The organism is Microbulbifer epialgicus, from assembly GCF_041447265.1.
In the GTDB taxonomy this organism is placed as follows: Bacteria; Pseudomonadota; Gammaproteobacteria; order Pseudomonadales; family Cellvibrionaceae; genus Microbulbifer; species Microbulbifer epialgicus.
Genome location: NZ_JBGMEK010000018.1, coordinates 58,057 through 84,438 on the forward strand (window position 1 = coordinate 58,057; position 26,382 = coordinate 84,438).

28 protein-coding genes, 2 tRNA genes and 1 pseudogene are annotated in these 26,382 nt (G+C 53.0%); 8 read left to right on the forward strand and 23 right to left on the reverse strand.

What is annotated here, in order from left to right; genetic code table 11:
- The first annotated feature begins 125 nt into the window (after positions 1 to 125).
- Complete coding sequence (locus ACCI49_RS10160; RefSeq protein ID WP_371838851.1) at positions 126 to 1,226, forward strand: NAD(P)/FAD-dependent oxidoreductase; 1,101 nt, start codon at positions 126 to 128, stop codon at positions 1,224 to 1,226.
- Positions 1,227 to 1,470: 244 nt separating this feature from the next.
- Here ACCI49_RS10160 and ACCI49_RS10165 read toward each other — a convergent pair.
- The 17 genes from ACCI49_RS10165 to ACCI49_RS10245 all read right to left on the reverse strand — a co-directional run bounded on the left by ACCI49_RS10165 (position 1,471) and on the right by ACCI49_RS10245 (position 13,845).
- Positions 1,471 to 1,546, reverse strand: a tRNA-Lys gene (locus tag ACCI49_RS10165).
- 99 nt (positions 1,547 to 1,645) lie between these two features.
- A tRNA-Lys gene (locus ACCI49_RS10170) sits at positions 1,646 to 1,721 on the reverse strand.
- Between the two features lie 132 nt (positions 1,722 to 1,853).
- Positions 1,854 to 2,531, reverse strand: coding sequence for a 7-cyano-7-deazaguanine synthase QueC (gene queC / locus ACCI49_RS10175; protein ID WP_371838852.1), 678 nt, complete (start codon positions 2,529 to 2,531; stop codon positions 1,854 to 1,856).
- Positions 2,532 to 2,579: 48 nt separating this feature from the next.
- Positions 2,580 to 3,239: a 7-carboxy-7-deazaguanine synthase QueE gene (queE, locus tag ACCI49_RS10180; protein ID WP_371838853.1), complete on the reverse strand. Its 660-nt coding sequence runs from the start codon at positions 3,237 to 3,239 to the stop codon at positions 2,580 to 2,582.
- A gap of 113 nt (positions 3,240 to 3,352) precedes the next feature.
- Positions 3,353 to 4,165: a tol-pal system protein YbgF gene (ybgF, locus tag ACCI49_RS10185; protein WP_371838854.1), complete on the reverse strand. Its 813-nt coding sequence runs from the start codon at positions 4,163 to 4,165 to the stop codon at positions 3,353 to 3,355.
- Between the two features lie 18 nt (positions 4,166 to 4,183).
- A complete protein-coding gene (locus ACCI49_RS10190; RefSeq protein ID WP_371838855.1) occupies positions 4,184 to 4,669 on the reverse strand; it encodes an OmpA family protein in 486 nt (161 codons plus the stop codon).
- A gap of 94 nt (positions 4,670 to 4,763) precedes the next feature.
- Complete coding sequence (gene tolB / locus ACCI49_RS10195; protein ID WP_371838856.1) at positions 4,764 to 6,059, reverse strand: Tol-Pal system beta propeller repeat protein TolB; 1,296 nt, start codon at positions 6,057 to 6,059, stop codon at positions 4,764 to 4,766.
- On the reverse strand, positions 6,056 to 6,850 hold the full coding sequence (gene tolA / locus ACCI49_RS10200; protein WP_371838857.1) for a cell envelope integrity protein TolA: 795 nt from the start codon (positions 6,848 to 6,850) through the stop codon (positions 6,056 to 6,058). Before tolA ends, tolB begins: the two co-directional genes overlap by 4 nt.
- A 7-nt stretch (positions 6,851 to 6,857) precedes the next feature.
- Positions 6,858 to 7,289, reverse strand: coding sequence for a protein TolR (gene tolR / locus ACCI49_RS10205; protein WP_371838858.1), 432 nt, complete (start codon positions 7,287 to 7,289; stop codon positions 6,858 to 6,860).
- A gap of 20 nt (positions 7,290 to 7,309) precedes the next feature.
- Positions 7,310 to 7,999 carry a protein TolQ gene (gene tolQ, locus ACCI49_RS10210; RefSeq protein ID WP_371838859.1) on the reverse strand — a complete coding sequence of 230 codons (690 nt, stop codon included), beginning with the start codon at positions 7,997 to 7,999 and terminating at the stop codon, positions 7,310 to 7,312.
- Between the two features lie 4 nt (positions 8,000 to 8,003).
- Positions 8,004 to 8,408, reverse strand: coding sequence for a tol-pal system-associated acyl-CoA thioesterase (ybgC, locus tag ACCI49_RS10215; protein WP_371838860.1), 405 nt, complete (start codon positions 8,406 to 8,408; stop codon positions 8,004 to 8,006).
- 54 nt (positions 8,409 to 8,462) lie between these two features.
- Positions 8,463 to 9,485: a Holliday junction branch migration DNA helicase RuvB gene (gene ruvB / locus ACCI49_RS10220; RefSeq protein WP_371838861.1), complete on the reverse strand. Its 1,023-nt coding sequence runs from the start codon at positions 9,483 to 9,485 to the stop codon at positions 8,463 to 8,465.
- Between the two features lie 29 nt (positions 9,486 to 9,514).
- Complete coding sequence (gene ruvA, locus ACCI49_RS10225; protein ID WP_371838862.1) at positions 9,515 to 10,126, reverse strand: Holliday junction branch migration protein RuvA; 612 nt, start codon at positions 10,124 to 10,126, stop codon at positions 9,515 to 9,517.
- A gap of 59 nt (positions 10,127 to 10,185) precedes the next feature.
- Positions 10,186 to 10,713, reverse strand: coding sequence for a crossover junction endodeoxyribonuclease RuvC (gene ruvC, locus ACCI49_RS10230; protein ID WP_371838863.1), 528 nt, complete (start codon positions 10,711 to 10,713; stop codon positions 10,186 to 10,188).
- A 156-nt stretch (positions 10,714 to 10,869) separates the two neighbouring features.
- Positions 10,870 to 11,613: a YebC/PmpR family DNA-binding transcriptional regulator gene (locus ACCI49_RS10235; RefSeq protein WP_371838864.1), complete on the reverse strand. Its 744-nt coding sequence runs from the start codon at positions 11,611 to 11,613 to the stop codon at positions 10,870 to 10,872.
- Between the two features lie 105 nt (positions 11,614 to 11,718).
- Positions 11,719 to 13,497 (reverse strand): aspartate--tRNA ligase, encoded by a 1,779-nt coding sequence (gene aspS / locus ACCI49_RS10240; RefSeq protein ID WP_371838865.1) that lies wholly within the window; start codon positions 13,495 to 13,497, stop codon positions 11,719 to 11,721.
- Between the two features lie 78 nt (positions 13,498 to 13,575).
- Positions 13,576 to 13,845, reverse strand: coding sequence for an FmdB family zinc ribbon protein (locus ACCI49_RS10245; protein ID WP_371838866.1), 270 nt, complete (start codon positions 13,843 to 13,845; stop codon positions 13,576 to 13,578).
- Between the two features lie 289 nt (positions 13,846 to 14,134).
- Between ACCI49_RS10245 and ACCI49_RS10250 the strand changes: the two genes are divergently transcribed.
- The 5 genes from ACCI49_RS10250 to ACCI49_RS10270 all read left to right on the forward strand — a co-directional run bounded on the left by ACCI49_RS10250 (position 14,135) and on the right by ACCI49_RS10270 (position 19,291).
- A complete protein-coding gene (locus ACCI49_RS10250) occupies positions 14,135 to 14,521 on the forward strand; it encodes an HU family DNA-binding protein (RefSeq protein ID WP_371838867.1) in 387 nt (128 codons plus the stop codon).
- A 251-nt stretch (positions 14,522 to 14,772) separates the two neighbouring features.
- Entirely contained in the window at positions 14,773 to 16,500 is a 1,728-nt protein-coding gene (locus ACCI49_RS10255; protein ID WP_371838868.1) for a proline--tRNA ligase, read from the forward strand.
- 132 nt (positions 16,501 to 16,632) lie between these two features.
- Positions 16,633 to 17,199 (forward strand): lytic transglycosylase domain-containing protein, encoded by a 567-nt coding sequence (locus ACCI49_RS10260; protein WP_371838869.1) that lies wholly within the window; start codon positions 16,633 to 16,635, stop codon positions 17,197 to 17,199.
- Positions 17,200 to 17,202: 3 nt separating this feature from the next.
- Positions 17,203 to 18,270 carry a helix-turn-helix transcriptional regulator gene (locus ACCI49_RS10265; protein WP_371838870.1) on the forward strand — a complete coding sequence of 356 codons (1,068 nt, stop codon included), beginning with the start codon at positions 17,203 to 17,205 and terminating at the stop codon, positions 18,268 to 18,270.
- A 178-nt stretch (positions 18,271 to 18,448) separates the two neighbouring features.
- Positions 18,449 to 19,291 carry a sterol desaturase family protein gene (locus ACCI49_RS10270; protein ID WP_371838871.1) on the forward strand — a complete coding sequence of 281 codons (843 nt, stop codon included), beginning with the start codon at positions 18,449 to 18,451 and terminating at the stop codon, positions 19,289 to 19,291.
- A 54-nt stretch (positions 19,292 to 19,345) separates the two neighbouring features.
- Here the strand turns inward: ACCI49_RS10270 and ACCI49_RS10275 are convergent, their stop codons facing one another.
- Both ACCI49_RS10275 and ACCI49_RS10280 read right to left on the reverse strand, forming a co-directional pair.
- Positions 19,346 to 20,296: an AEC family transporter gene (locus ACCI49_RS10275; protein WP_371838872.1), complete on the reverse strand. Its 951-nt coding sequence runs from the start codon at positions 20,294 to 20,296 to the stop codon at positions 19,346 to 19,348.
- A 211-nt stretch (positions 20,297 to 20,507) separates the two neighbouring features.
- Complete coding sequence (locus tag ACCI49_RS10280) at positions 20,508 to 20,912, reverse strand: DUF4345 family protein (protein WP_371838873.1); 405 nt, start codon at positions 20,910 to 20,912, stop codon at positions 20,508 to 20,510.
- A gap of 241 nt (positions 20,913 to 21,153) precedes the next feature.
- On the opposite strand from ACCI49_RS10280, the gene ACCI49_RS10285 reads away from it, so the two are divergent.
- Both ACCI49_RS10285 and ACCI49_RS10290 read left to right on the forward strand, forming a co-directional pair.
- Positions 21,154 to 21,996, forward strand: coding sequence for a peptidylprolyl isomerase (locus ACCI49_RS10285; RefSeq protein ID WP_371838874.1), 843 nt, complete (start codon positions 21,154 to 21,156; stop codon positions 21,994 to 21,996).
- Complete coding sequence (locus tag ACCI49_RS10290; RefSeq protein ID WP_371838875.1) at positions 21,993 to 23,063, forward strand: HupE/UreJ family protein; 1,071 nt, start codon at positions 21,993 to 21,995, stop codon at positions 23,061 to 23,063. The genes ACCI49_RS10285 and ACCI49_RS10290 overlap by 4 nt, the downstream gene beginning before the upstream one ends.
- 47 nt (positions 23,064 to 23,110) lie before the next feature.
- On the opposite strand, the gene ACCI49_RS10295 is transcribed toward ACCI49_RS10290, so the two are convergent.
- The 4 genes and pseudogenes from ACCI49_RS10295 to ACCI49_RS10310 form a co-directional block, all read right to left on the reverse strand.
- Positions 23,111 to 23,764: an Lrp/AsnC family transcriptional regulator gene (locus ACCI49_RS10295; RefSeq protein WP_371838876.1), complete on the reverse strand. Its 654-nt coding sequence runs from the start codon at positions 23,762 to 23,764 to the stop codon at positions 23,111 to 23,113.
- Positions 23,724 to 24,932 (reverse strand): pyridoxal phosphate-dependent aminotransferase, encoded by a 1,209-nt coding sequence (locus tag ACCI49_RS10300; RefSeq protein WP_371838877.1) that lies wholly within the window; start codon positions 24,930 to 24,932, stop codon positions 23,724 to 23,726. Before ACCI49_RS10300 ends, ACCI49_RS10295 begins: the two co-directional genes overlap by 41 nt.
- A gap of 567 nt (positions 24,933 to 25,499) precedes the next feature.
- Positions 25,500 to 25,940 carry a YqaA family protein gene (locus tag ACCI49_RS10305; RefSeq protein WP_371838878.1) on the reverse strand — a complete coding sequence of 147 codons (441 nt, stop codon included), beginning with the start codon at positions 25,938 to 25,940 and terminating at the stop codon, positions 25,500 to 25,502.
- 279 nt (positions 25,941 to 26,219) lie between these two features.
- A pseudogene (locus ACCI49_RS10310) lies at positions 26,220 to 26,382 on the reverse strand (IS5/IS1182 family transposase); the annotation flags it as partial.

Consider the following 26,382-nt stretch of genomic DNA (forward strand, 5'->3'; position numbering starts at 1 on the left):
TGCAGCGCCTGCATAGCGTTTTGGTAACCTCGACTGGGGTTACCATCCTATCAGACAGCCCCAATAGCCAGGAGTTGAACTTGCACAGCTGACAGGGGTAATTGGAAGCCCTAACAAGGAGACCTATGGAAAGAGCAGACACAATCGTGGTTGGCGCCGGGGCCTTGGGGTTGGCCAGTGGCTATGCCCTCGCCCGTACCGGCCGCGAGGTGCTGGTGCTGGAGCAACATTCCGCTATTGGAACAGAAATCAGCTCCCGTAGTAGTGAGGTGATCCATGCGGGCATCTACTACCCCACCGGCAGCCTGAAGGCCCGCGCTTGTGTAGAAGGTAAAGCCCAACTCTATAAATTTTGCCGGGAGCACGCTGTTCCCTACAAACGCATAGGCAAATTAGTTGTCGCCAACAGCGAAGATCAGCTCCCTCAGTTAAAAGCACTGAAAACTCATGGCGATACAAACGGAGCGGGAGCGTTGCGCCTACTGAATGCGCGGGAAGCCAGGACGTTCGAGCCAAAACTGAATTGCCACGCAGCCCTTTATTCACCGACAACTGGTATCTTTGATAGCCATGCTCTACTGCTAGCACTACAGGGGGCCCTGGAGCGCGAGGGAGGCCTAGTGGTCCTGTCGACAAAGGTGGCAAGCCTGAAATACTCCGGCGATGGCTATCAACTGACTATGGAGAACGGCGATAGACTCAAGACCTCCCGATTGGCAATTGCCGGAGGGCTTCACAGCAACCAACTTCTCTCCAGCATAAACGATGAGTCGATCCGCAAGGCGGTCCCAGCATTATATTTAGCCAAGGGAAATTACTTTACCCTGTCACACAAGCCACCCTTCTCCCACCTGATTTACCCTCTGCCCGAGCCAGGAGGGTTAGGAATACATTTAACACTGGATATGGAAGGCTATGCCCGTTTTGGGCCCGACGTAGAGTGGGTGGACAATATCGACTACAGCGTTGATTCCACTCGCAAAGAAAACTTTTATCAGAGTATTCGCCGCTATTGGCCTGACTTAGCCAAAGGGGCCTTACAGCCAGATTACGCGGGTATTCGCCCCAAAGTAGTACCAGAGGGGGCACCAGCGGGTGACTTTAAGATTTTCCACAGGAGCGAAAGCTCTGGACCAAAGATAATCGCATTCTTCGGTATTGAGTCTCCAGGGCTAACCTCTTGCCTCTTCCTTGGGAATAGGGCCGCAGACTTACTCAACAATTAAATTCCTATGTTAAAACTGTTCACACTCCCACCAACACCCCCTTAAGTTAGAATTCAAAGTTTAGGTATAAAAATTACTGCAGAAATGCCATCCCCATATCTATGTCCCAAAAACTAGTAAAACGATTTGGGCTCTTTATGGAAGCGACAAATATATTGGGTTTCAGTACTAACAGGCTTAAATAACAAGCACCGGGGCGAGCAGCAGTATCTAGCTGAGGCGTGAAAAAAGATTAGAGAGAATATGGTGGGTCGTGCTGGATTCGAACCAGCGACCAATTGGTTAAAAGCCAACTGCTCTACCAACTGAGCTAACGACCCTTTTTACGGTTGGGCGAACTTGGTATAGGCCCAACTCAGGAGGCTCTCACTCAGAATAGTGAAAGCTGGCGGATTGCCTTCGGCATCCCTTATCGAAAATGGTGGGTCGTGCTGGATTCGAACCAGCGACCAATTGGTTAAAAGCCAACTGCTCTACCAACTGAGCTAACGACCCTTTTCTATCCCTCATCGTGAGGAGCTGCGTATCTTACGGATCTATTCCCAAAAGACAATACCTAACCCGAAAAAAAATCCAACAAATTTAAGGGGTTAGGTATTTTCTTTAAAAGTTGGCGCCAGGCGCCGTTTACTGTACGTAGACTGTGGGGTCTTCGAGGCCCGCTTCGGCAAATCCCGCCGCACGCAGGCAGCAACTGTCACAGCGTCTACAGGCAGCACCATCCGGGCGCGCCTGGTAACAGGATACCGTCAAACTGTAGTCGACCCCAAGGCGCGTGCCTTCACGCACGATATCCGCTTTGCTCATCTGCATTAGCGGCGCGCGTATCGAGAGCTTGTGCCCCTCAACACCGGCACGTGTGGCCAGGTTAGCCATTTTTTCATAGGCTTCGATATATTCCGGGCGACAATCGGGGTAGCCTGAATAGTCCACTGCATTGACCCCGACAAAGATATCCTGGGCTCCCAGAACCTCAGCCCACCCCAAGGCGATAGAGAGAAAGACCGTATTGCGCGCAGGCACATAGGTAACAGGAATGCCAGAAGTCTCCTCCACAGGTACCTCAATGGAGTCATCTGTTAGGGCGGAGCCACCAATAGCACGCAAATCCAACTTGACCACTTTGTGCTCGCGGGCCCCCTGGGCCTCAGCAACCCGGTCCGCTGCCAACAATTCCGCCTCATGGCGCTGGCCATAGTCAAACCCGAGTGCATAGCATTCGTAACCATCGGCACGCGCCATAGCGAGAACAGTGGCGGAATCCAGGCCACCGGATAGCAAAATTACCGCTTTCTTTGCAGTCATCAATTCCTCATCAATCCAAATACACCGAGTAAGAGACCGGAATGGAAGTTAAACTCCCGGAATATCTCCCCACAACAGCTTGTGCATCTGCATCTGCAACCGTACCGGCAGACCATCTGCCAATATCCACTCTGCCAATTGTCGCGCCTGGAGCTGTTCATAGCTGGGTGAAAAAAGTACCTCCCCCACCCGCTCCGGCAGGCTGTATTGGTCCAGAGTAAACCTGGCCCACTCGTAATCACCCCGGTCGCAAATCACAAACTTGATTTGGTCATTCCGAGTGAGTGCTCGTATATTTTCCATACGGTTGCGGTGTTTCTCACCGGATGCCGGTGTTTTCAGGTCCACAACCCTTGAGACGCGCGGGTCCACCTGATCCACGAGCATTGCGCCACTGGTCTCCAGGGATACCGAATAGTCTGCATCACATAGAGCTTCCAATAAGGGCAGGCAGTTGGGCTGGGCCAGGGGCTCTCCGCCGGTCACACAAACGTGACGCGCTGGATGGCTTTTCACCTGCTGTAAAATCTGCTCCAGGGACATGCGTTCGCCGCCATAAAAAGCATACTCGGAGTCGCAATAGGTACAGCGGAGCGGGCAGCCGGTTAGGCGCACAAATACCGTTGGTAGGCCGCTATCTCTCGCCTCCCCCTGGAGCGAGTAGAAAATTTCACTAATTCTGAGTGATTGTTTAGACAGACTGGACATATACACCCGACACAAAAACGCCCGGAAAGCACATGCTGTCCGGGCGCGGGATCATAGGCTTTTTCTGCTCAAAAAACCAGCGATGCTGTCGAGCCGATAGCAGCTATCCGTTACTAGAAGTTCTCCTGAAGATACTTCTTCGCTAGGTTCGATGCCCTGGCATCGCTGGCAGCCACCTGCTCAAGCAGATTGCGGGCTTTCTGCTGATCACCAAGCTGGTGGTAAACCGTACCCAGCTTATAGCGGCCGTCCCAAACCTTGTTGGAGTTGGGGTAACCGTCAAGCAGCGCCACAAACCACTCGCGGGCCTCTTCCAGATTCCCCTGCACTAGCGCGATCTCACCCAGCCAGTAGTTGGCATTGGGGGCGTACTGGCCATTGGGAAAGTCTTGCAGCAAACTTTTGAATTCAGCACTGGCACCACCGTAATCGCCGTTGCGGGCCAAACCAAAGCTTGCTTGGTAGCGATCCCGCTCACTCTTGCCATCTTTCGGCCCAGTGGGCTTGGGAGGCATAGAGTTCCCATCTTGGGTGGAGGCGCTCCCTTCGGCAGTGGTGGGCGGCTGTGCCGATGGCTCAGTACCGCTCAAGCGCGCAATACGCCGATCCAGGTCCATGTAATCCTCGGTGCGCTGCTGCTTGAGGCGCTTGATCTCGTGGCGCAATTCCTCAACCGTACCGCGTAATTCACGCACTTCCTGCTGCAGAACCTGCATTTGGTAGTAGGCTTCGGCCTGGGGATTAGTTTGGGCCTTGAGGCTTCCAGCACGGGCAAGCTGCATTTCAGCAGAGTCATTGCCACTAGGAGAGGTCGATTGTTCCTGACTGCTGGCAGACAGGTCCACAATCGGAGCCTGGGAGAGTGCGGGCGATGCCGCAGCCATTACTGCTGCGGCAATCGCCAGATTTCTAATCGTAAAAGCCATTGGCATCCATTTTGACGATTAGTTAATAACAACGCGACGGTTCATCGCACGGGCAGCTTCGTTTGAGCCCATTTGAGCCGGACGCTCTTCACCGTAGCTGATCACTTCCAGAGTAGCTGCATCTACACCTTGCAGTACCAAAAAGTCGCGAACGGCATTCGCGCGACGCTCACCCAGAGCTAGGTTGTACTCGCGGGTGCCCAGCTCATCAGCATGGCCTTCCAGGCGTACGGAGCCGCTGGCAGTGCGCATACGGTCGGCGTGGCGAATCAGCAGCTCGCGAGTTTCCGGCTTCAGCAGGGACTGGTCGAAGTCGAAGTAAACTACGTTTTCCAGAGGGGCAATAGCATCGCCATCATCTACGACATTAGTATCAACCGGTGCTTCGATATCTGGCTGGCTTACGACTTCCTGGCCACTCTGCTCACTGTCAGTGCTGCTACAACCAGCCATTACGGCCAAAACACAGGCCAGTCCAAGACCTGTTTTAACTGATTTCAACATAAATTACTCCGCTTTTAGTGTTATCGAAAATCCTGAAAGATTTTTTAAATTGATCTTTTAAACACCCTACGCATCAGCGCGCTGGGCCCCCGCCTCAATCAAAGTATGGCGACCATGCCGGTTCCCGGACATCACCCCTCTGGGAGGGCAGGTTGTACTTCACCCCGGCGTCCAGCGATACCGCAGCCAGAATGCCCTTGTCTCCGCGCTTGGTTGCATACATCAGCATTGCGCCATTCGGTGCAATGCTGGGGGATTCGTCCAGTGTGGTCTCCGTAAGGACACGCATTCTGCCCGAATTAATATCCATCGTGGCGATGGTAAAGGTTCCCCGGTTACGATGTACCATGACCAACGTCTTCCCGTCAGGAGAAACACGCGGCCGCGCATTGTAGTCGCCATCGAAGGTTAAGCGGTCGACTTGACCAGTGGCAAGAGTCAATTGGTAAATTTGTGGTTTTCCTCCCCTATCGGATGTGAAAACCAACGATTTACCATCGGGCATCCAGTTTGGCTCGGTATCGATGGAGAAGTGTCTGGTCATACGAGTGAACTTGCCGCTCACCAGATCCAGCACGTAGATCTCCGGGTTGCCGTCCTTGGAGAGCACCATCGCCAACTTGGTTCCATCAGGAGACCAGGTCGGCGAGCTGTTGATGCCCTTGAAGTTTGTCAGTTGCTTGCGCGCACCGGTGCGCAAATTCTCACGGAAGATTGCCGGGCGACCGGTCTCGAAGGAAACATAAGCCAGCTCCTGGCCGTTGGGCGACCACATGGGAGACATCACCGGCGCACTAAAGCGGCGAACCTGCTTGGCGCGGGCACCGTCGATATCAGAGCGCATGAGTAGGTAACTCGGCTTGCCGCCGCGGGTCTCTTCCTGCACGTACACCATTTCAGTAGAGAAAGCACCGCGAATACCAGTTACGGCTTCGAAGATCTCATCTGCAGCGCGGTGCGCAATATCTCGCAGTTGGGTCTGGCCGCCGCGCACCTGCTTGGTGAACATCTTGTGCTGGCCGAAGATATTCACCAGGTCAAAGGTGAGCAGGTAACCGGAAGCCTGGGGCTCAATTCGGCCAGTCACTATGTATTCTGTACCGAGAATACGCCAGTCCCGGAACACCACATCTTCCGGAGTCTTGGGGAAAGACAGCATGTCTTCCTTGGGCACCGGAGAGAACAGACCACTGCGGCGCAGGTCTGCGGAAATAATCCCGGAGACATCCTCTTTCAGCACGCCGCTACCGGACCAGCTAAAAGGAGATATCGCAATGGGGGTAGGGTCATCAATACCGCTGGTGATATCTACCACCAGTTGGGCACGGGCCCCTAGGCTCACCGATACGATGGCAATAATGACGACTGTTTTCAGTAAACTCTTGATCATTGGCGCAGATCTTCGACTTTAAAGTTCAAAATAGTGGTGCGGACTTCCCGCTCGAATATGATTGGCTCTTCCCTGGCCAGTTCGGCGACTTCGGGAAAAACCTCCACTCGACGAATTGCGGTCAATACCGAGCGATCCAGGGCGGCATTGCCACTGCCATCGACGATATTCGCTGCCACGACTCGACCAGTGGGGACAAAGTTAATCTTCACCCTGGTCAGCATACCGTTACGCGCGCTCGGTGGACGACTCCACACAGATTCTATGCGCTGCTGAATGGCTTGGGCCACAGACATTACCGCCTGCTGCCCTTCATTCGCATCCAGTAGTTCCTGCTCTTCCTCCAGCGCTTCGTCAAAGGAACTTTGGCGCTCCTTGGCCAGCTGCTCCTTCAACGCTTTCTCTTTACGCTCTTTCTCTTTGCGCTCTTTCTCGCGACGCGTCTTCTCTTCTTTAGCTTTACGTTCAGCCTCGGCTTTGGCCTTGCGCTTCTTTTCCGCCTCGAGCTTTTTTTTGCGCTCTAGGGCAGCGCGGCGTTTGCGTTCGACTTCAGCCTGGCGCTTCTGCTCTGCCTCGCGCTGAGCACGCTGCTGGACCTTATCCACCTTCTTCGGCAGTTTCTTCTGCGGCGTTGCCGCGTCAATAGTCACCAGCTTGGCCTGCACAAACTTCGGCATAGCTTTGCGCTCAGGCATGCTGCTGGCTTCCCAACCATAAGTAATGGCAGTAATCAGCGCCCCGTGTAACAAGAGACTGATCGCAATCGCCAGCGCATAAAAGCCTTTATTCACCGGCACCCTACCCCTGCGGTGGCTCTGTCACCAAGCCGACGCTGGGCGCTCCCGCCTGTTGCAGCTCGGACATGGCATTGACGATCAGGCCGTACCTGGCATCGGTATCACCCCACACCAGCACAGGTGTTTTTGGCTTTTGGCGCAACACCTTGCCCACGGTCTCCTTGATCTCTACAAGGGACTTAGCCTCTTTTTCGTCGGTCCCCAAATTCAGGTAGTAGGAGCCATCAGCACGCACTGACACGATCAGCGGCTCCTCATCAGTCTCCTCCATCGGCGCCGAGGGCGCGTTGGGCAGGTCGACTTTGACCCCTTGCATCAGTAATGGTGCCGTGACCATAAAGACAATTAGGAGTACCAACATCACATCAATGTATGGCACCACATTGATCTCAGATACCAGCTTCTTTTTGGTTCCCTTGCGAAACACACTCATAGGGTTCGCCTACTCACTACTCAACCGGAGTGCACTTTGCGGTGCAGGATAGAAGAAAACTCCTCGGCAAAGGTTTCGTAACTGGACAACAGCCACTCCGCCTTGGCCGAATAGCGGTTGTAGGCCATCACTGCGGGGATTGCCGCAAACAGGCCCATCGCTGTAGCCACCAACGCTTCGCTGATACCGGGAGCCACAGTGGCAATAGTGGCCTGGTGCATCGTCGCGAGACCGCGGAAGGAGTTCATTATCCCCCAAACGGTGCCAAACAGACCAATATAGGGGCTGACAGACCCGACCGTAGCCAGGAACGGCAGGTTCATCTCTACCTTCTCCTGCTCCCGCGACATGGCCACGCGCATAGCGCGCTCAGTGCCTTCCATTACCGCTTCGGGGCCGCTGCTGCCCTGCTGGCGCAGACGGGTAAATTCAGTAAAACCCGCACGAAACAAAGATTCGACGCCATCGGTTTTACCCTTCTCGGCGCGCTCATTACCCTCGCGGAATAACTTATTTAGGTCTGCTCCAGACCAGAAACGCCGTTCGAAATTGTTCAGGGAGCGCTTGGCCTGGGATAGGTAGAGCCCGCGCTGGATAATCATGATCCAGGAGACCACCGAGGCCAGTAACAGCAACAGCATGACGAGCTGCACCAACAGGCTGGCGTTCTGAATTAGCCCCCAAAGAGAAAGTTGTTCACCGGCGTTCATCTTCTTAAATAACTGCCTTTAATGCTGAATAAATGGGTTCCGGCAGGGCACATGGCCTGCGGCTGTCGTCAGCGACACAGGCAACTTTGACCACACCTTCGCAAATTAGCTCATTGCCGCGCCAGATTTTTTGCTCGAAGGTCACCGCGGCGCGGCCCAGTTTGCCTATCGTCGCAGTAGCGCGCAATGCATCATCGAGTATGGCGGAGCGCCGGTACTGAATCTCGGCGGAGTGCACCACCAGTAGCAGCCCCTGTTCTGGCATCGCCGGCTTATCATAACCGAGGGAGCGCAACAGTTCTGTGCGCGCCCGCTCCATATACTTAAAATAATTCACGTAATAAACGATACCGCCCGCATCTGTATCCTCGATATAGACACGCACGGGAATGCCAAATACTTCCTTCACTCCTCCCCCTTATTCACTGTTTTTCTCTCGTCCCGAGTCGGCAGTCTCTTAATATCAATTTTTATTATCTGGCTTGGGCAGTCCGAAATGCTCATAGGCGAGCCCGGTAACCACCCGCCCGCGGGGCGTGCGGGCCATATAGCCCTGCTGGATCAGGTAGGGCTCGAGCACATCCTCCAGGGTATCTCGCTCCTCGCTCACCGCCGCCGCCAAACTATCTACTCCCACAGGGCCTCCATCAAATTTCTCAATCATGGCCAGCAGCATGCGGCGGTCGAGCTGATCGAAACCGCGGGCGTCCACGTTGAGCATATTTAAGGCGGCATCGGCAATGGCTGAGTCTACTGAGCCATCAGCTTTAACCTCTGCGTAATCACGCACTCGGCGTAGAAGACGATTGGCAATTCGCGGAGTGCCGCGGGCACGACGCGCCACTTCCAGAGCTCCGCCCTCATCCATGTCCACGCCCATCAGTCCCGCCGAGCGGCGCACAATGCTGGTGAGATCTGTAACGTTGTAGAATTCCAGGCGCTGCACTATGCCGAAACGATCCCGCAATGGGGAGGTGAGCAGGCCTGCCCGAGTGGTAGCACCCACCAGGGTAAAGGGCGGCAGATCCAGCTTGATAGAACGCGCCGCCGGCCCCTCGCCAATCATGATATCCAGCTGATAATCCTCCATCGCCGGATATAGAACCTCCTCCACGTGTGGACTGAGGCGGTGGATTTCGTCGATAAACAACACGTCCCCCTGCTCAAGATTGGTCATCAATGCAGCAAGGTCCCCTGCCTTCTCCAGTACGGGGCCTGAGGTGGTCTTGATCGCCACCCCCATCTCCGCGGCAATAATATTGGCCAGGGTAGTTTTGCCCAAACCAGGAGGGCCAAATACCAGGGTATGGTCCAGAGCTTCTTTACGCAGCTTGGCAGCCTGGATAAAAATCTCCATCTGCTCTCGCACCACAGGCTGGCCCACATAATCATTCAGGGACTTGGGGCGCACGGCGCGGTCGTATTGCTCCTCCTGGCCTGAGGGCCCCACCGGCTCCGGCGCTACCAGACGATCTACTTCAATCATTTCAATTTTCCAAAGTATGCCAGGGCTCTTTAAGCGGGAGCCATCCCCTTCAGGGCCAAGCGAATCAGGGCAGCACTATCGGCATCCGGCTGCTCTTTAACAGCGCGGGACACCATTTTGCTGGCCTCGGTCGACTTATAACCCAGAGCTACCAGGGCACTCTCTGCCTCGCCAGTGTGATCCACTTTGGGCACAACAGCTGCGGCCATTAACGGGATGTCGTTAGCATCGCCAAAATCCGGAGTCAGCTTGTCACGCAGTTCTATAATCAGGCGTTCGGCAGTCTTCTTACCCACGCCAGGTACCTTGACCAGAGCCGCCACATTATCCTCTGCTACACAGCGCGCCAGAGCGGCACCGTCCAGGCCCGAGAGAATAGCCAGGGCCATCTTGGGGCCCACGCCACTCACTTTGATTAAAGTGCGAAACAGTTTGCGATCGGCATCGCGTATAAAGCCATACAACTGCTGGGCAGTTTCGGAAACTGCCAGATGCGTATGCAACTGAACCGGTTGGCCCAACGCCGGCAGCTCAAAAATAGTGGTCATAGGTGCGAGCACTTCATAGCCAACACCCTGCACATCCACGAGTAATAAAGGTGGCTGCACCGCAGCCAAGTTGCCGCTCAGTCTTCCAATCATGTGTCATTCCAGGTTTGTTATATCTGTGCCCGCTAGAGGGGCCAATTCCAATGCGTGACTTATAAACTAAGGCGTCCACGACGGAAACGACTGCGCGCACCACCTGCAGTAAATACCAGGGTCTGCTCGGTATGCATATGACACAACGCCACCGCAAGTGCATCCGCGGCATCCTCCTGGGGCGCCGCGGGTAACGACAGCAGCGTCTTGACCATATGCTGTACTTGTAACTTATCCGCGCCGCCATTACCTACCACCGCCTGCTTGACTTTTCGCGCTTCGTATTCGGCAACGTTGAGGCCGCTATTAGCACCGGCCACTATGGCCGCACCGCGGGCCTGCCCCAACTTCAGAGCAGAGCCCGCACTTTTGGACATAAAAACGCTTTCAATCGCCATCTGCGCAGGCTGGTACTGTTGGGCAATCTGGCTCACCGCGTCGAAGATGAGCTTTAAGCGCTCAGGCAGAGGGCCTTCCGGTATACGAATAACTCCGCTGGCGACATAGCGAGACTTGCCCCGCTCCACATCGATAATTCCATAGCCCGTTTTGCGCGAGCCGGGGTCAATACCCAGGATTCGGGTCAAAAGGTAACTCCCCAAAATATCTGTATGTTTATATAGTGGTGGGAGTGTCCCAAGGCCGGCAAAGGGCGTCAAGGGAGGGGGCAAGGAAAGCTAAACGAATAACGCGAGGGCCGGGAAGTATGGGGCGGACAGCATCCGCCCCTGGATAAGCGGGATTTAGCCCAACTCCTCCATCACCTCGACGGGAATATCCGCATTAGTGTACACATTTTGGACATCATCGAGATCTTCCAACATCTCGATCAGGGCCAATACTTTCTCTGCACCGTCCTTGTCGAGCGGCACAGTGGTGGAAGGTATCATGGCAATTTCAGCATTGTCCGGGGTAAAGCCAGCCTCAATCAGAGCATCCTTTACCGTCAGATAATCCTGAAATTCAGTCGTGACCTCAACACTGCCGTCATCATTGGTCTCGATATCCTCGGCACCGGCCTCAAGCGCGGCCTCCATCAGCGCATCTTCGTCGACACCAACGTCGTAATACATCTGTCCCTTGCGCGCGAACAGGTAGCTCACAGAGCCATCAGTGCCCAGGTTGCCACCACGCTTGGAGAAAGCGTGACGCACTTCTGCCACGGTACGGTTGCGGTTGTCGGTCAGGCACTCTACCAGCACTGCTACTCCACCTACTCCATAGCCTTCGTAAACTACCGCTTCGTAGTTGTCACCTTCGGCATTACCAGCGCCTCGGGCGATGGCCTTATCGATGGTGTCGCGCTTCATATTGGCGCCGAGAGCCTTATCGATAGTGGCGCGCAATGTCGGGTTATCGTCAGGGTTAGGGCCCGCTTTTGCGGCCACCGTCAGCTCGCGAATGATCTTGGTGAAGACCTTGCCCCGCTTGGCATCCTGAGCTGCTTTGCGGTGTTTGATATTGGCCCATTTACTATGTCCGGCCATATTCCGTCTCTCTTCAGTCAGTGCATAGGGTGGGCCAACATGCGAAGCGAACTGCCCACCACTACGATTGGATGGGCCCGCTTCGCTCGGCCCATCGGGGAAAAATCAGCTGATTTTCTCTTCTTTTTGACGCAAGCGGATACTCAGTTCACGCAACTGCTTGGCATCCACAGTACCTGGGGCATCTGTCATTACACAGGCCGCACTCTGGGTTTTGGGGAAGGCAATGACATCACGGATCGAATCGGTACCGGTCATCAGCATCACCAAGCGATCCAGGCCAAACGCGAGGCCACCATGGGGCGGAGCTCCATACTTGAGCGCGTCCAACAGGAAGCCAAACTTCTCACGCTGCTCTTCTTCATCGATACCGAGAATGCGGAATACCGCTTGCTGCATTACCTGATCGTGGATACGCACTGAACCACCGCCCAGCTCGGTACCATTTAGCACCATATCGTAGGCACGGGACAGGGCGTCGAGTGGGTGTTGCTCAAGCTCTTCCGGGGCGCAGGAAGGCGCAGTGAAAGGGTGGTGCAATGCGGTAAGGCTGCCGTCATCATTCTCTTCGAACATCGGGAAGGCCACCACCCACAGGGGCGCCCATTCGGAAGTGTACAAATCCAGGTCCTCACCCAGCTTGCAACGCAGCGCACCCAACGCCTCGGAAACAATTTTGGCCTTGTCGGAACCAAAGAAAATGACGTCGTCATCTTCCGCTTGCAGGCGGTCGAGAATCGCCGCACGGGTTTCGATCGGTAGGAATTTAACGATCGGTGACTGAAGACCATTCTCCAGATCAGAACGATCGTTGACCTTGATGTAAGCCAGGCCTTTGGCACCGTATATGCCGACAAACTTGCCGTAGTCATCAAGTTGTTTGCGGGTAAGTTTTTTACAACCTCCAGGCACCTTGATTGCTGCCACACGTCCTTTGGGATCGTTGGCGGGACCAGAGAATACCTTGAAGTCCACCTCGGTCATCAAGTCCTTAATTTCCACCATTTCCAGCGGGATACGCAGGTCAGGCTTGTCTGAACCGTAACGCAGCATCGCTTGGTAGTGAGTCATACGCGGGAACTCACCCAGCTCAATACCTTTCAGCTCTTTGAACAATTTCCGCACCATGCCCTCGGTAATGGACATAATCTCTTCCTCATCGAGGAAGGAAGTCTCAATATCGATTTGGGTAAATTCCGGCTGGCGGTCGGCGCGCAGGTCCTCATCGCGAAAGCATTTAGCAATCTGGTAGTAACGGTCGAAACCGGACACCATTAATAGCTGCTTAAATAGCTGGGGCGACTGCGGCAGAGCAAAAAACTTCCCCTCATGGGTGCGGCTCGGCACCAGGTAATCACGCGCTCCCTCTGGGGTGGCACGGGTCAGAATTGGAGTCTCAATATCCAGGAAACCGTGTTCATCCAAGTAGTTTCGAATCTCAGTAGTCAGCTTGGAGCGGAAACGCAGATTGTTCTGCATCTCGTTGCGGCGCAAGTCCAGGTAGCGATACTTAAGACGTACGTCCTCGCCAACTTCGGTATGCTCATCCAGTTGGAATGGCACAGTCTCAGCGCCATTAAGGATTTCCAGTTCGGTACCGTAAACCTCTACCTCGCCAGTCACCATATTTGGATTCAGCGCTTCAGGCGCGCGGGCGCGCACGCGGCCGGTAACCTTGAGCACATATTCACTGCGCACGCGATCGGCCATTTCGAAGTGCTCGGCGGCATCGGGGTCGAATACCACTTGAACAATACCCTCGCGGTCGCGCAGGTCGATGAAGATCACACCGCCGTGATCGCGACGGCGATCAACCCAGCCACAGAGGGTTACTACACGGTCTATGTCCGCGGAACGAAGGACGCCACAGTAGTCGCTGCGCATGGATGAAAATTCCCGTTATCAATAGGTAAAAAGGTTAAGTAAGAGAGTACACTGCACGGACCGCTCCGCACAGCGGGCCTAGGCCGTCTTCGCCCCCGCTTTGGCAGGCTTGTCGTCCTTGGCCTTGCCGCTGTTTGCCGCATCGCCGGACAGGTTTTTCTTGTTACCGGTCTTGAAATCGGTCTCGTACCAGCCGCCACCTTTCAGGCGGAATCCAACTGCGGAAATTTTCTTGCGCAGCTCGGCCTGCTCACAGGCTGGACAGTCTTTGAGCGGGTCGTCGCTCATGCGCTGCAGGGCCTCCATCTCATGGCCACAGGCATTGCACTGGTATTCATAGATCGGCATTGCTCAGTACCTGGTGCTGTAAAAAGGGGGACAGAGTATACATGAGCCCCCTATAGGGAAGAAGCTGCCCCCTCCATCTGCTCTAGCGAGAGGGGTTTGGGGGGCACAAAAAAGCTAAAAAATGGTGAAAAAGCACTATTTTTCTAGTATTTCCTCGTGCGGCCAAACAAAAACTATATATACTTCCCTCCATCACCCGCTGAGATCGCCGTTTTTTGGATGCAGCGCAGCGGGAGACAAAACACACTTTTACCGGACACATACCGAACAACAAAGAAGGAAGTAAGCCATGGCTGTTACCAAAAAAGCTGCTACCAAAAAGGCTCCAGCAAAGAAAGCTGCACCAGTTAAGAAAGTAAAAGCGATCAAGGAAAAGTACACCAAGACCCAGGTCCTGAACCAAATTGCTGAAAACACCGAACTCTCCCGCAAACAGGTTCAGTCTGTCCTGGACGAACTGAACGATATCATTGAGGGGCACATCAAGAAGCGTGCAGTTGGTGAGTTCGCCTTGCCAGGCCTGCTGAAAATTACCACTGTAAAGAAGCCGGCCAAGAAGGCTCGCAAGGGCATCAACCCCTTCACCGGTGAAGAGACCACCTTTAAGGCCAAGCCGGCCAGTATCCAGGTGAAAGTTCGCCCACTGAAGAAGCTGAAGGAAATGGCAGAGTCCTAAGCACTCTCCAGAGCCTCAGCACAAACCCCGCTTCAGCGGGGTTTTTTATTGCCTCCATCCACCAAGCTAGATCATACATAAACACTACTCCCCACTATTCTGGGGAGCGAATTGCAAACCTCAGCCCACTACTTCCTGAGTGATCAAGGCAATCACAAACCCCTCAAAAGGCGGGGTACTCGGCAATATTTATTGCTCGGTGAATAGCGTAAAATAACCAGCTTACAGATAATTGAACCCAGTTTATTCTTATGCGCGTATCCCGTTACCTTATCGCAACCCAAAAAGAAACCCCCAACGACGCGGTAGTAATCAGCCACCAGCTGATGCTGCGCGCGGGCATGATCCGCCGCCTTTCCTCCGGCCTCTACACCTGGTTGCCCACCGGATTGCGTGTCCTGCGCAAGGTGGAACGCATCGTTCGTGAAGAAATGGACCGTGCCGGCGCCCTGGAAGTACTGATGCCGGTCGTGCAGCCTGCGGAACTGTGGGAGGAGTCCGGTCGCTGGCAGCAGTATGGCCCGGAACTGCTGCGCATCACCGATCGCCACGACAACGACTTCTGCCTGGGTCCGACCCATGAGGAAGTGATCACCGATTTGATCCGCAACGAGATCAAAAGCTACAAGCAGCTTCCGGCCAGCTTTTACCAGGTACAGACTAAATTCCGTGACGAAATCCGCCCCCGCTTCGGTGTGATGCGCGCGCGCGAATTCACCATGAAGGACGCCTACTCCTTCCATGTCGATGCGGACTCCCTGCAGGAAACTTACGACATTATGCACGGAGCCTACTGCCGCATCTTTGATCGTATCGACTTGGATTACCGCCCAGTACTGGCGGACACCGGCTCCATCGGCGGTTCCAGTTCCCACGAGTTCCACGTCCTCGCACAAAGTGGTGAAGATGATATCGCCTTCTCCACAGAATCCCGTTACGCCGCCAACGTAGAGCTGGCTGAAGCTGTAGCGCCTGCCGGTGAGCGCGCCGCACCGAGCCAGGAAATGCAGGAAGTGCACACCCCAGGGCAGAAAACTATCGCCGATGTCAGTGAGTTCCTGAAGAGCGACCCCGCCCATTCAGTGAAAACCCTGATTGTGCTGGGCGAGTGTGAAGAAGGGGAAACCGCACCCCTGATCGCGCTAGTCCTCCGCGGCGACCACGAGCTGAATGAGCTAAAAGCGGAAAAGCTGGCCGGCATCGCAAGCCCGCTAGAGTTCGCACCGGAACAACGTATCGCTGACGAACTGGGCTGTAGTATCGGCTCTCTAGGTCCGGTAGGCATAAAGATCGAGACGATTGTGGATAGATCAGCCGCACACTTGGCAGATTTCATCTGTGGTGCTAACCGCAACGATTACCACTATACCGGTGTGAACTGGGGCCGCGATGTAGAGCTCGGCCGTGTTGCCGACCTGCGTAATGTGGTTGCTGGCGATACCAGCCCGGACGGACAGGGAACCGTGGAAATCAAGCGCGGCATCGAGGTCGGCCATATTTTCCAACTCGGCGATAAATACAGCCGCGCTATGAATGCCACAGTGCTCGACGAAAATGGCAAGGAACAGGTCATGCCAATGGGCTGCTACGGTATTGGTGTCTCCCGTATCGTCGCTGCTGCAATTGAACAGAACCACGACGACTCTGGCATTATCTGGCCGGACGCCATCGCTCCCTTCCAACTGGCAATTGTACCCATCAATATGCACAAGAGTGACGTGGTGCGTGAGAAATGCGAGCATCTGTACGAATCCCTGCGCAACAAAGGCATCGATGTACTGTTGATGGATGAACCTAAGGCACGCCTTGGCGCTATGCTGGCCGATGTCGAGCTGGTAGGTATCCCGCACCGCATCGTTGTTGGTGATCGCGGTCTGGAAAAAGGGGTGGTGGAATACAAAGGTCGCGCCGATGCCGAGAGCCAGGAGTTTGCAGTTTCCCAACTAGAAGAAGTGCTGCTGGAAAAAATCGACCACTGACAAACGGTCTCCCTTCCCGACTCGCCCAGGGGCGGGTCGGGTACCCCCATAACCTCTCCTGCAAATTAGATTGCGAAGCAGATCCGTAAAAAGGCACTGCCCATTTCCTCAGGATCTCGTAAAATTCCAGGCATGATAAGAAAAGCCATTGCCGCACTGTGGTTCTGTCTCGCCTGGAGCAGTGCCACATCCCAGAGTAGCTCCAATGAAGTCGATCCTGAGTTGCGCCTCGCCTTGCGAGACGCGATCACCCAGGCTGAGAGCTTTGCAGACCGCTTTGATGCGGAAGTCTGGCTGATGTCAAAATCCCAACCCCTGTCGCGCTATATCAAAGACCCGAAAAGGCGTATGCATGTGCTGAAAGCGGTTCACCGCGAGGCAACCCGCGCGGGCCTTCGCCCTGAAATTGTCCTCGCCGTAATTCAAATCGAGAGCGCCTTCAATCCCTATGCAGTATCCCGGGTCGGCGCCCAGGGCATGATGCAGGTGATGCCCTTCTGGAAAAAAGAGATAGGGCGGCCAGATGATAACCTGATCGATATGGACACCAACCTGCGCTACGGCTGTACCATCCTTAAGCACTATATCAAGAAGGCCAAAGGCAACCTTGCCAATGCCCTCGCCTACTACAACGGCAGTTACGGCCGCCACACCTATAGCAGCAAGGTCCTGGATGCCTGGGCCACCCGCTGGAGATAAGCCATGACTGCCGGCTATTTATTTTTCTCCGGTGGTGCCTGTGCACTACTCTTGCTCGCAACAGCCAAGGTCTCAATGCACCACCATCGGCTCGCTGCTGCGCGCTGGCTAACATTGGTTTTAATTGGCGTCATCTGCTACCTACTGCTACCAACGCTGCCGCCAATCGGTGGCTTCAGCGCATTCCTAATTTACCTGCCGGTAATTCTGGTACCTGCCGCATTCTGGTTGTTTACCCACTTACTGTGCCGCGAGGAGGAGCCCTTCCCGCGCTGGGGATGGATTCCTATCGGCTTTTCGGTCCTATTTAGCACCTTGGCAAACCATGCGCCTGTATCATTGGATGCCAATACGGAAGAGATCTTTTTCAACCTATCTCAATTCCTGCGCCTGGGCCTGATTGGTTTGGGTATGCTGACGCTATTGGGGCAGTTTCAATCCGACCTAGTGGCAGAGCGCCGCCGCCTGCGGGCCATCCTGTTAATTGCCGTGGGAACTTATATGCTGATCGTGATCAGCGCTGAATCCCTGTTTGCCTACCGACCAGTGCCAAACGGCGTTCCGGCTTTACATGCGCTGTTAGCCAGCCTGCTATCGTTAGCCGCCTGTCTTTGGCTGCTAGCGCTATCTCCCAGCGCCCTTGACGAATCCCTCCCTATGCCGGCAGATACCCCAGAGAAGGTGGAAACACCGCCCCCCCCACCAGTAGCCAGCCTTGATACGCATCAGCAGATACAAATCAGTAAACTGCAAGAACATATGGAGAGCGGCGGTTACCGCCATACCGGGCTCACCATCCGTGAGCTGGCAGATCAGCTGAATACCCGTGAACACCTGCTGCGCACCCTGATCAATCGCCACCTGGGTTACCGGAATTTCAACGAGTACTTAAATCATTACCGCATAACCGAAGCCAGTGCCCGCCTGGCAAACCCCGAGCAGGCCCACCTGCCCGTTCTCACCATCGCTCTCGATGTGGGATATCGCTCGCTGAGCCCATTTAACGCAGCTTTCAAACGCCGTCACAACCAGACACCTACCGAGTACCGCCGCGAGAAGCTGCCCGCCTGAATTGGCAGCTATTCAGAATCCGTCAGCATTTTTTCATTTTCCACAAGCCAGCCGAGTAAAAGCTCTCCAGACTGGAGGCACCACAGTAAGCATTGCCCCACTAGGGTATTGCCGAATGTCCTGTTTTTCATAAGGAAAATGACGTCTCCATTCCAAACACATTATCGATGGTGAGAGTATGGATTTTCTGACCGACGTGGCTCAGTATGGAGCCTTTCACTTCCAGCTGACACTGTTCCGCTATGTGCTGGCTGCCTCAGTGATGAGTATTTGCGCGGGCTGGCTGTTTCGCGCATGGATGAACCGACGCCGAATTCAAAAACGTCGTGCGAACTGGGGAGATATTCGCCGCGAAGTCAGCTACTCCATGCTAACGATATGCATTTTTACCCTATTCGGTATCACCATTAACCTGCTGCACGAAATGGGCATTGCCAAACTCTACTGGCAGTGGAGTGACTACCCCATGTGGTGGAATATTGTCAGCCTACCCCTGGTGATTCTCCTGCATGACGCCTATTTTTACTGGACCCACAGGGCTATGCATCATCCGAAGGTGTTTAAGCACTTTCATCGCCTGCACCACATATCGCGAACACCAACGCCCTGGACAGCCTACAGCTTTTCAGTGGGTGAAATCTTTATTAATGGGCTATTTTCACCGCTGATCGCCCTGACAATCCCCTTACACTCAAGTATCTGGCTCAGCTTCTTGTTCGTGATGATTTTCCGCAATGCCATGCTACATACCGGCCGGGAATTCCACCCCCGCAGTTGGGTGGATGGTCCACTGGACCATATGACCACTACCACCCACCACGACTTGCACCACCAACGTTTCCAAGGCAATTACGGCTTTTACTTTACTTGGTGGGACCGACTAATGGGTACGGAATTCAAGGATTACAAAGAAGTGTTTCGACAGGCTGTAGACGGCAAACTACACGGTGACCCACAACCAGAAGTAGGGGGAATAGCGCAAAATCCCACTGGGAATCGCGGAGAAAAAATTACAGCTTAAGAGGCCGATAGGTTTACAAACTTGCAGCGGGCTGGGCAGCTGCTGCAAATCTACTCAGCCGCCTAAATACAGGGTTAGTGGAAGTGATACCAAGCTGATAAAAGCTGTCGCGACCACCATTGCAGACGCAACTGCGCCATCACATCCATAACGCTTGGCCAGTACAGCGGCTATAGCGCCGGAAGGCATGGCGGCCTGTAGAACCAGCAATTCCCGCTCAATATGCGGTAGCTTAATCGACATGGCAAGGACCCAGGCTAGCAGTGGCTCCGCTATTAACTTCAGCAATACTGCAACCAGGATCAATCCTGCCAACTCTCGTACTGCAATTGGCCTCAAGGCAAGGCCGATACTAAATGCTACAAGGACAATCAGTGATTGCCCGGACACTCGTAAAATATCTTCAAATAAATGAACAGCTACGTTGCTTTGAGGCAGGCCGATAATTGAAATTATCGTACCCAATATCATTGCAATAAAAATTGGTGAAATGAAAAAGGGCCTACAGGCTTGCCAAAGATTCGTTTTTTCTTTCTTATCACGACCAAAATAAATGGCTACGGCAACGCCGAATGTAAAAACTGACAATAGAGCGCCATATTCTCCAATTAGCACACTGTCGCGCATAACAACTGCATTGTTGTGGAAAACCCGTCGAATCAAAGATAAGCCCAGGGTTGATGAGCCCCCAAATCCGGCAACCAGAACAATAGATCCCAGGGTCTTACGCGCGAGACCCATCGCCTTCCCAAGCAACCATGCCGGCACCATAATCGCAAGACTGACGGCAAACAGGATGACGGCCGGTAAAAGGGCTTGAAGGGAGAAAGGGACTTTACTCAAGCTGAGTAGAATCACTGCCGGCAACGCAAAATCGGTGGTCAGCCGTCCAAAAACACCCTGTTCCTCTATATGAATGACTTCCCGTTTACGCAACCAGATCGCGCAAGCACAAAGTGCAACCAGAATCACCAGGGCTTCCACTAAACTTTGGAACTGAGACATCTAGACCCACCCAGAATAAAACCGCTTGTAAGCCAGCTTGCCCAAAGTTTATATGAAATGAGGAGCAGACCAGTTAGGCACAAATCCAGACCGATTATGCTTGGCTATGGAAGCATTAGCCGATTAATCAAACCCTATCCGGATAGAAAATAAAACGTTAATCGGCCAATTGCCGATCAGCCGGCGTCACTAGATTTTCCAGTACTTTGGATTAGTGTCCATGCTGAAGTGGCAACCAGCGCGACTCGCGATAACAGAAAAGCCCCCAGGCCACCATCACCACTTCCAGGGCTAAAAAAAGCAAGTTGCGCTCATCAAAACTGCCGGTTGCCAACATCCCGTATAGCCTGCCCAAGGCAAACCCCATATAGGAAAGTGACAATGCTGCGTAAGCCGCCCTGCGGTGTGGGCGCATAGCAAGAGTAATCAACAAAATTACGGCGACAGCCAACATAAAACCAGCATAAGTGGCGAGGAACTCAGGCACAGCAGCAGGGGAAACAAACTTTATGCCAATTGCAGCGGCGAAAGCCTCTGGCTTAAATAAAGCTCCGAGGCCCACTGACGCAAAAGCTAACATATTGAGAGTCAAATAGACTCGTCCCAAATATTTCAACTGCCACTCCCCTTCATCAGGATGATTTATTTATCGTTTCAGCAAAGTCGGTTTCGCTCACAATATCCTGACTACAGTATAACTGAGGTACTAACTGCCACTTTTCCTATCAGGTCACCAATTTCGCATAAATTGGTTAGAAAGGGAGATTTTTCCATTCTGGCAAAGTTGGTACAGCCTTCCATACTTACCTGTCGTCGCTCCCTCTTCCCGCGACTTACCCACAGGCAGAGTCGATAACATGAGAAATCTGATTAAAGAGCCACTTCTTCACATTGTGATTATTGGGTGCCTGCTCTTTGTTCTTGATACGCTTGTACAAGAAGAAACAATAAATCGCAACAAAATTGTCATAAATGAAGGGCGTATTGAGCACCTCTCCGCAGTCTTTGAACGCCGCTGGCAACGACCACCCTCCGTAGCGGAAATGCGGCAACTTGTGGAAAACTATGTGCGCGAAGAAATTCTGTATCGCGAGGCTCAAATTCTTGGACTGGATCGCAACGACACTGTGATCCGACGCCGCCTGCGTATGAAGATGGAACTCGCCACCAGGGATGTCGTAGACACCCTTACACCAAGCGAGTACACACTGCAGCAATACCTAGAGCAGCATAAACACAAATATCAACGCCCGGCCCAATTCAGTTTCAGGCAACTCCACTTCCAAACAAGCAATAGACCAGAGGACTTAGCAGAGGCCCTGCAACAGCTCAATCAAGGAACAGCAGAAAACCTTGAAGGGGACAGCAGTCTGCTGCCAGAGCGCATGACAAATGAAGTCAGTAGGCGCATCAACCAGGTATTTGGAGCGCACTTTTCCAGCCAACTCACCAAGGCACCAACTGGGCACTGGGCAGGACCACTTGAATCCGCCTACGGCAAACATTTGGTGTTTATTGAGGACTATCAACCCGCCAGGGCCGCGCAACTTTCCGAGGTTCGAGGGCAGGTGCTGCGCGACTGGCAAATACAGGAACGAGAGACACGACTCGAACATCAGTACCAGCAATATCGTAATAATTACACGGTACTTATTGAGAGCCCCGTGCCCGCAAGCTGGCAGGCTCTGGCCCAGCAATGAGATTATATTTCAGCGGCTGGGTGGCAGTCTGCCTGTTAGTAACTTGCACACTGGTTACTCCACTCAATTCCATCGCCCATGAGCTGCGCCCTGCCTACCTACAGATTGAGCAGTTGGATGCACAACGGTTTGGAATCACTTGGCGAGTCCCTGCACGCGGACAGTTGCGCTTATCACTGGATGTGCAAATGGATCGCAGTGCCAGCCCGTTATATCCACCAAGTGGCGGATTCAATATGGGTGTGTACACCGAGCGTTGGCAGATCCATCATCCCAATGCTTTATCTGGGCTTTCCATAGCTATCAAGGGCCTGGAACATACACTCACCGATGCGCTGGTGCGGATTTCCTGGCTCGATGGGCGCGAACAGATCCAACGATTAATGCCGGACCGACCGGGCTTTACTGTCAAAGCACAAGAAGCTCACAGCCAAATTGCACTCACCTACTTCTATTTCGGTCTGGAACATATCCTACTCGGTATAGATCACCTTCTGTTTGTTCTGGTCCTGATGTTGCTTTGCGGTGGCTGGCGACAACTCCTGCTGACTATCACTGCCTTTACCCTGGCCCACAGCATCACTCTCGCAGGCGCAGCCCTCGGTCATATTTCCTTACCCCAAGCTCCAGTGGAAGCGGTAATCACTCTCAGTATTGTCTTTACCGCCTCTGAAATACTCGCCAAACAGCGCGGCAAAAGAAGTATGGCTATACGTTTTCCCTGGTTGGTGGCCTTTGGTTTTGGACTGCTGCACGGACTGGGCTTCGCCGGCGCCGTGACAGATATCGGTTTTCCACAGGGGGCCGTTCCTTTGGCCTTGCTCACATTCAATCTGGGAGTAGAACTGGGGCAGCTAGTATTTATCACCATAATGGCTAGTCTCTTCTGGGCACTACGCTGTACACATTGGCGCGTACAACAGTGGCGCTTCAGAGGGCGACAATCGATCAAGGAGAATTGGAACAGAGACAAGGCCGCTGTCTGGATAACAGCACCTCTCACCTACACAATCGGGGGAATCGCATTCTGCTGGTGCCTAGAAAACATTCTGTCATTATTCCCGTGACAGATTGCCAACGGCCGGGAATATGCCCAGCCGCTGGTCAGAGTCGGTCAATCCTGGAATAACAACTCCAGGGGATAACCGGTAAAAGGTTTGGTTTTTTCGATGACCAAATGCGAAGTCATACGGGAAATGGCTGCGTCCTCATTGGCCAGCAACTGCTCGGAAACCTGGTTAAAATCCGCTGCATCCGGGCAGACGAAGCGCAACATATAGTCGAATTCACCCGACATCTTCACACAGGAGACGATCTGGGGAATGTCACTGATAATGCGTCGAAAATTCTCACTGGTTCGCGCGTCCTGGCGCTTTAGGGCAACATTCACATAGAACTCTGCATGACGCACCTTATCCAGGTTAATCTCGGCGAGGAACTCGCGGATATAGCGCTCGCTGGTCAGGCGCTTCACCCGAGCCAGGCAGGCACTCTCCGACAATCCAATCTGTTCACTCAAATTCAGGTTGCTAATACGGGCGTTAGTTTGCAGGGCCTGCAAAATACGCAAATTATGCCGGTCAATTTTCACGGAACTGATTTCTTTTGAATCTGAAAGGGGGCAAGGATAGCGGTATTCGCCGGAGGCTGAAACATTACAGCCTCCAAGCCGGCACAAGTTGCCGTCCGAACGGGTATTGCTGGGACGATAACTGCCAACCTTTAGCTCAACTGGCCTGGCGATTTCCGCTGGTGACAAAGTGTTCAATACGATCCAGTGCACGGGACAGCTCGGTCTCATCCGCAGCAAGAGTCAGGCGTACATGATTCACCGCACTCTCACCAAAAGGTGCACCCGGCAGCACAGACACCAGTTCGGCATCCAGCAGGGCCTCGGCAAATTCCTGCCCAGAATTAGCCACTGCAGACACATTGACCATGACGAACATGCCAGCTTCCGGGCTATAGCAGTTCAGCCCAGGTATCTTGCCAATACGCTCCACAATCAGGTCTCGGCGGCGTTCGTAAGCATCTCGCATTTGCTTTACAAAGTAAGAGTCAAACTCCAGGGCAAAGGCCGCTGCCTCCTGGATAAACTGTGGACAACCAAAGATAGTGGCGCCGGCAAACTCCGCCAGGCGATTCACCAAAGGACCACGGGCCACGGCCCAGCCGAGGCGCCAACCACTCATAGCATGGGACTTGGACAAACCATCGATTACGACAATATTGTCCAACTCCTCTGCAGCGGCGCGCAGGGATGTATGGCGGCGCGCGAAGGTGATCATAGAATACATCTCATCACACACCAGCCAAACATTGCGTGCACGGCAATAGGCCGCCAACTCACGCAGTTGTTCCGGGGTCGCCATAGCGCCCGTGGGATTGACCGGTGTATTGATCATCACCGCGCGGGTCTCATTACAGATCACTGCCTTAATCGCCTCTACATCAAAGGCAAAATCCTTTTCTGCCGGGCAAGCAACCCGCTTCACCGAAAGTCTGAGACTGTCGCAAATGGGCACGTAACCAATATACATCGGCTCCGGGATCACAACCTCCTCACCAGGATTCAACAGGCAGGAAAGCACCGCATATATAGCGTTGGTACCACCAGGAAAGACCACTACATCATCGGGATTACAAGGATGCGGTGACACCTTGCTCTCGATATCCGCAATAGCGCGACGCAGCATCGGCTCACCGGCAGCGGGGGAGTAGTGTGTGCGCCCCACACCCAAGCGAGCACGAGCAAAGTCTAGGATCGGCTCGGGGGTATCGAAGTTCGGGTCGCCAACACAGAGAAAAATGACGTCCTCCCCCTTATCGGCCAGGCTGTGGGCCCGGTCACTAACGGCCCAAACGTTGGACTCCTCGCTGTTCAGGGCCTCACTTTGCAGGCTGAAGCAGGGCGTAAAATCTGTCACGTTTTTCACTATTTATCTGCCATTTATGCCCGCTAAGATAACAACCATCAAGGTAATCGATGGCTCTATATCACCGCAGATTTCGCATTACTCAGGAGTTTCCAGGGGTATTACCGCAGAAAATTCTGTGGGATTCTCCCGGCGCCAGTTTCCGACCACAAATCGATATCTGGTCTCCGATCAGCGTGGCAAGGTGGAGACGTAGACTTTTACCATACTAAATGTTCAAAGGTGGATACCAAAAAAATTAAAGCTCTGAGTGTCACGCCAAGCTTTGGCCAAATAGTCCTTTGCGTATAAAAATAAATGTCCGCCAAAGCAGCACATTGATGACGACCCTGTACAATCCCAGACCTAGCCGACAGCTCACACCGCCAAAATGGTCTCAACTTAAAAGCACTTCAAAAAATTACTATTTTGGTGCCTGTCTGTACCGAATAATGGGGGTTGCAAGGCGATAAAATTGATGAAAATGCAATTTTTAGCGGTACCTTTAAAAAATTTAAAGTTTTACAGGCTCCTTAAATTCAAGCAGCAATATCAATACCTTGTATTTCCCATGATAATTTTTTTGAATCACGTGGCTTGAAGCACAATATAACTAATGGCAAGGTAGCGCAGAAGCTTGCCAGTAGAAACCAAGATTACAAACCACAATAAACGAATTCGCAAAACACCAGCCATAACTGTCAAAGGATCGCCAATTATCGGGATCCACGCAAAACATAGTGACAACATCCCGTATTTTCTGAATCGCTGTTCCGCTCGTGTAAATTCATCCTCTGACATCCTTAACCATTTTTTTATAATACCCAGGCTGGCCCAGTAACCCAGTGCATAATTTGTTAGCGAACCCGCCACATTTCCAACAGTCGCAACTATGACTAGTGTAACTGGGGACAATCCACTTAGAAGCAAAGTAGTTAAGACAATTTCTGAACTAAGGGGTAAAATTGTTGCGGCTAAGAAAGCAGCAATAAAAAGACCAACAGCCCCCAGATTAACTAAATTTTCCATTAATATTTAATACACCACTATTACAAATTCTGAAAACACGAGTTAGCTGGGGCAAGAACTTATGCGAAACTCCCTAATCGAAACAGCTATACACTGTCCTTATTGCAGTGAATTGATTACAGGGCATCTCTATAAATTCGGAGATAAATTTACGAATTATTGGAGTGCTATTTTATGGTTGAGTTTTAGTTGTAAAACTGAGCTTATTCGATAAATATTGATAGTTAGTGTGTTTTATAGTAATTCCAAGTAAAACTCATATCCATTTTATCCCACTCTTCATGCTGCGGGCGCAATTCGACTGTATAAACTGACAAATCGACGCATGTTGTAAACCAAATTCATCATGCCAACCTTAACATTGGCGCGCGCAAGTCCTATAGTTCGAACGAACATTCCTCCCTGTTCATTTTCCATAGAACCAAATACATGCTCAACTCTG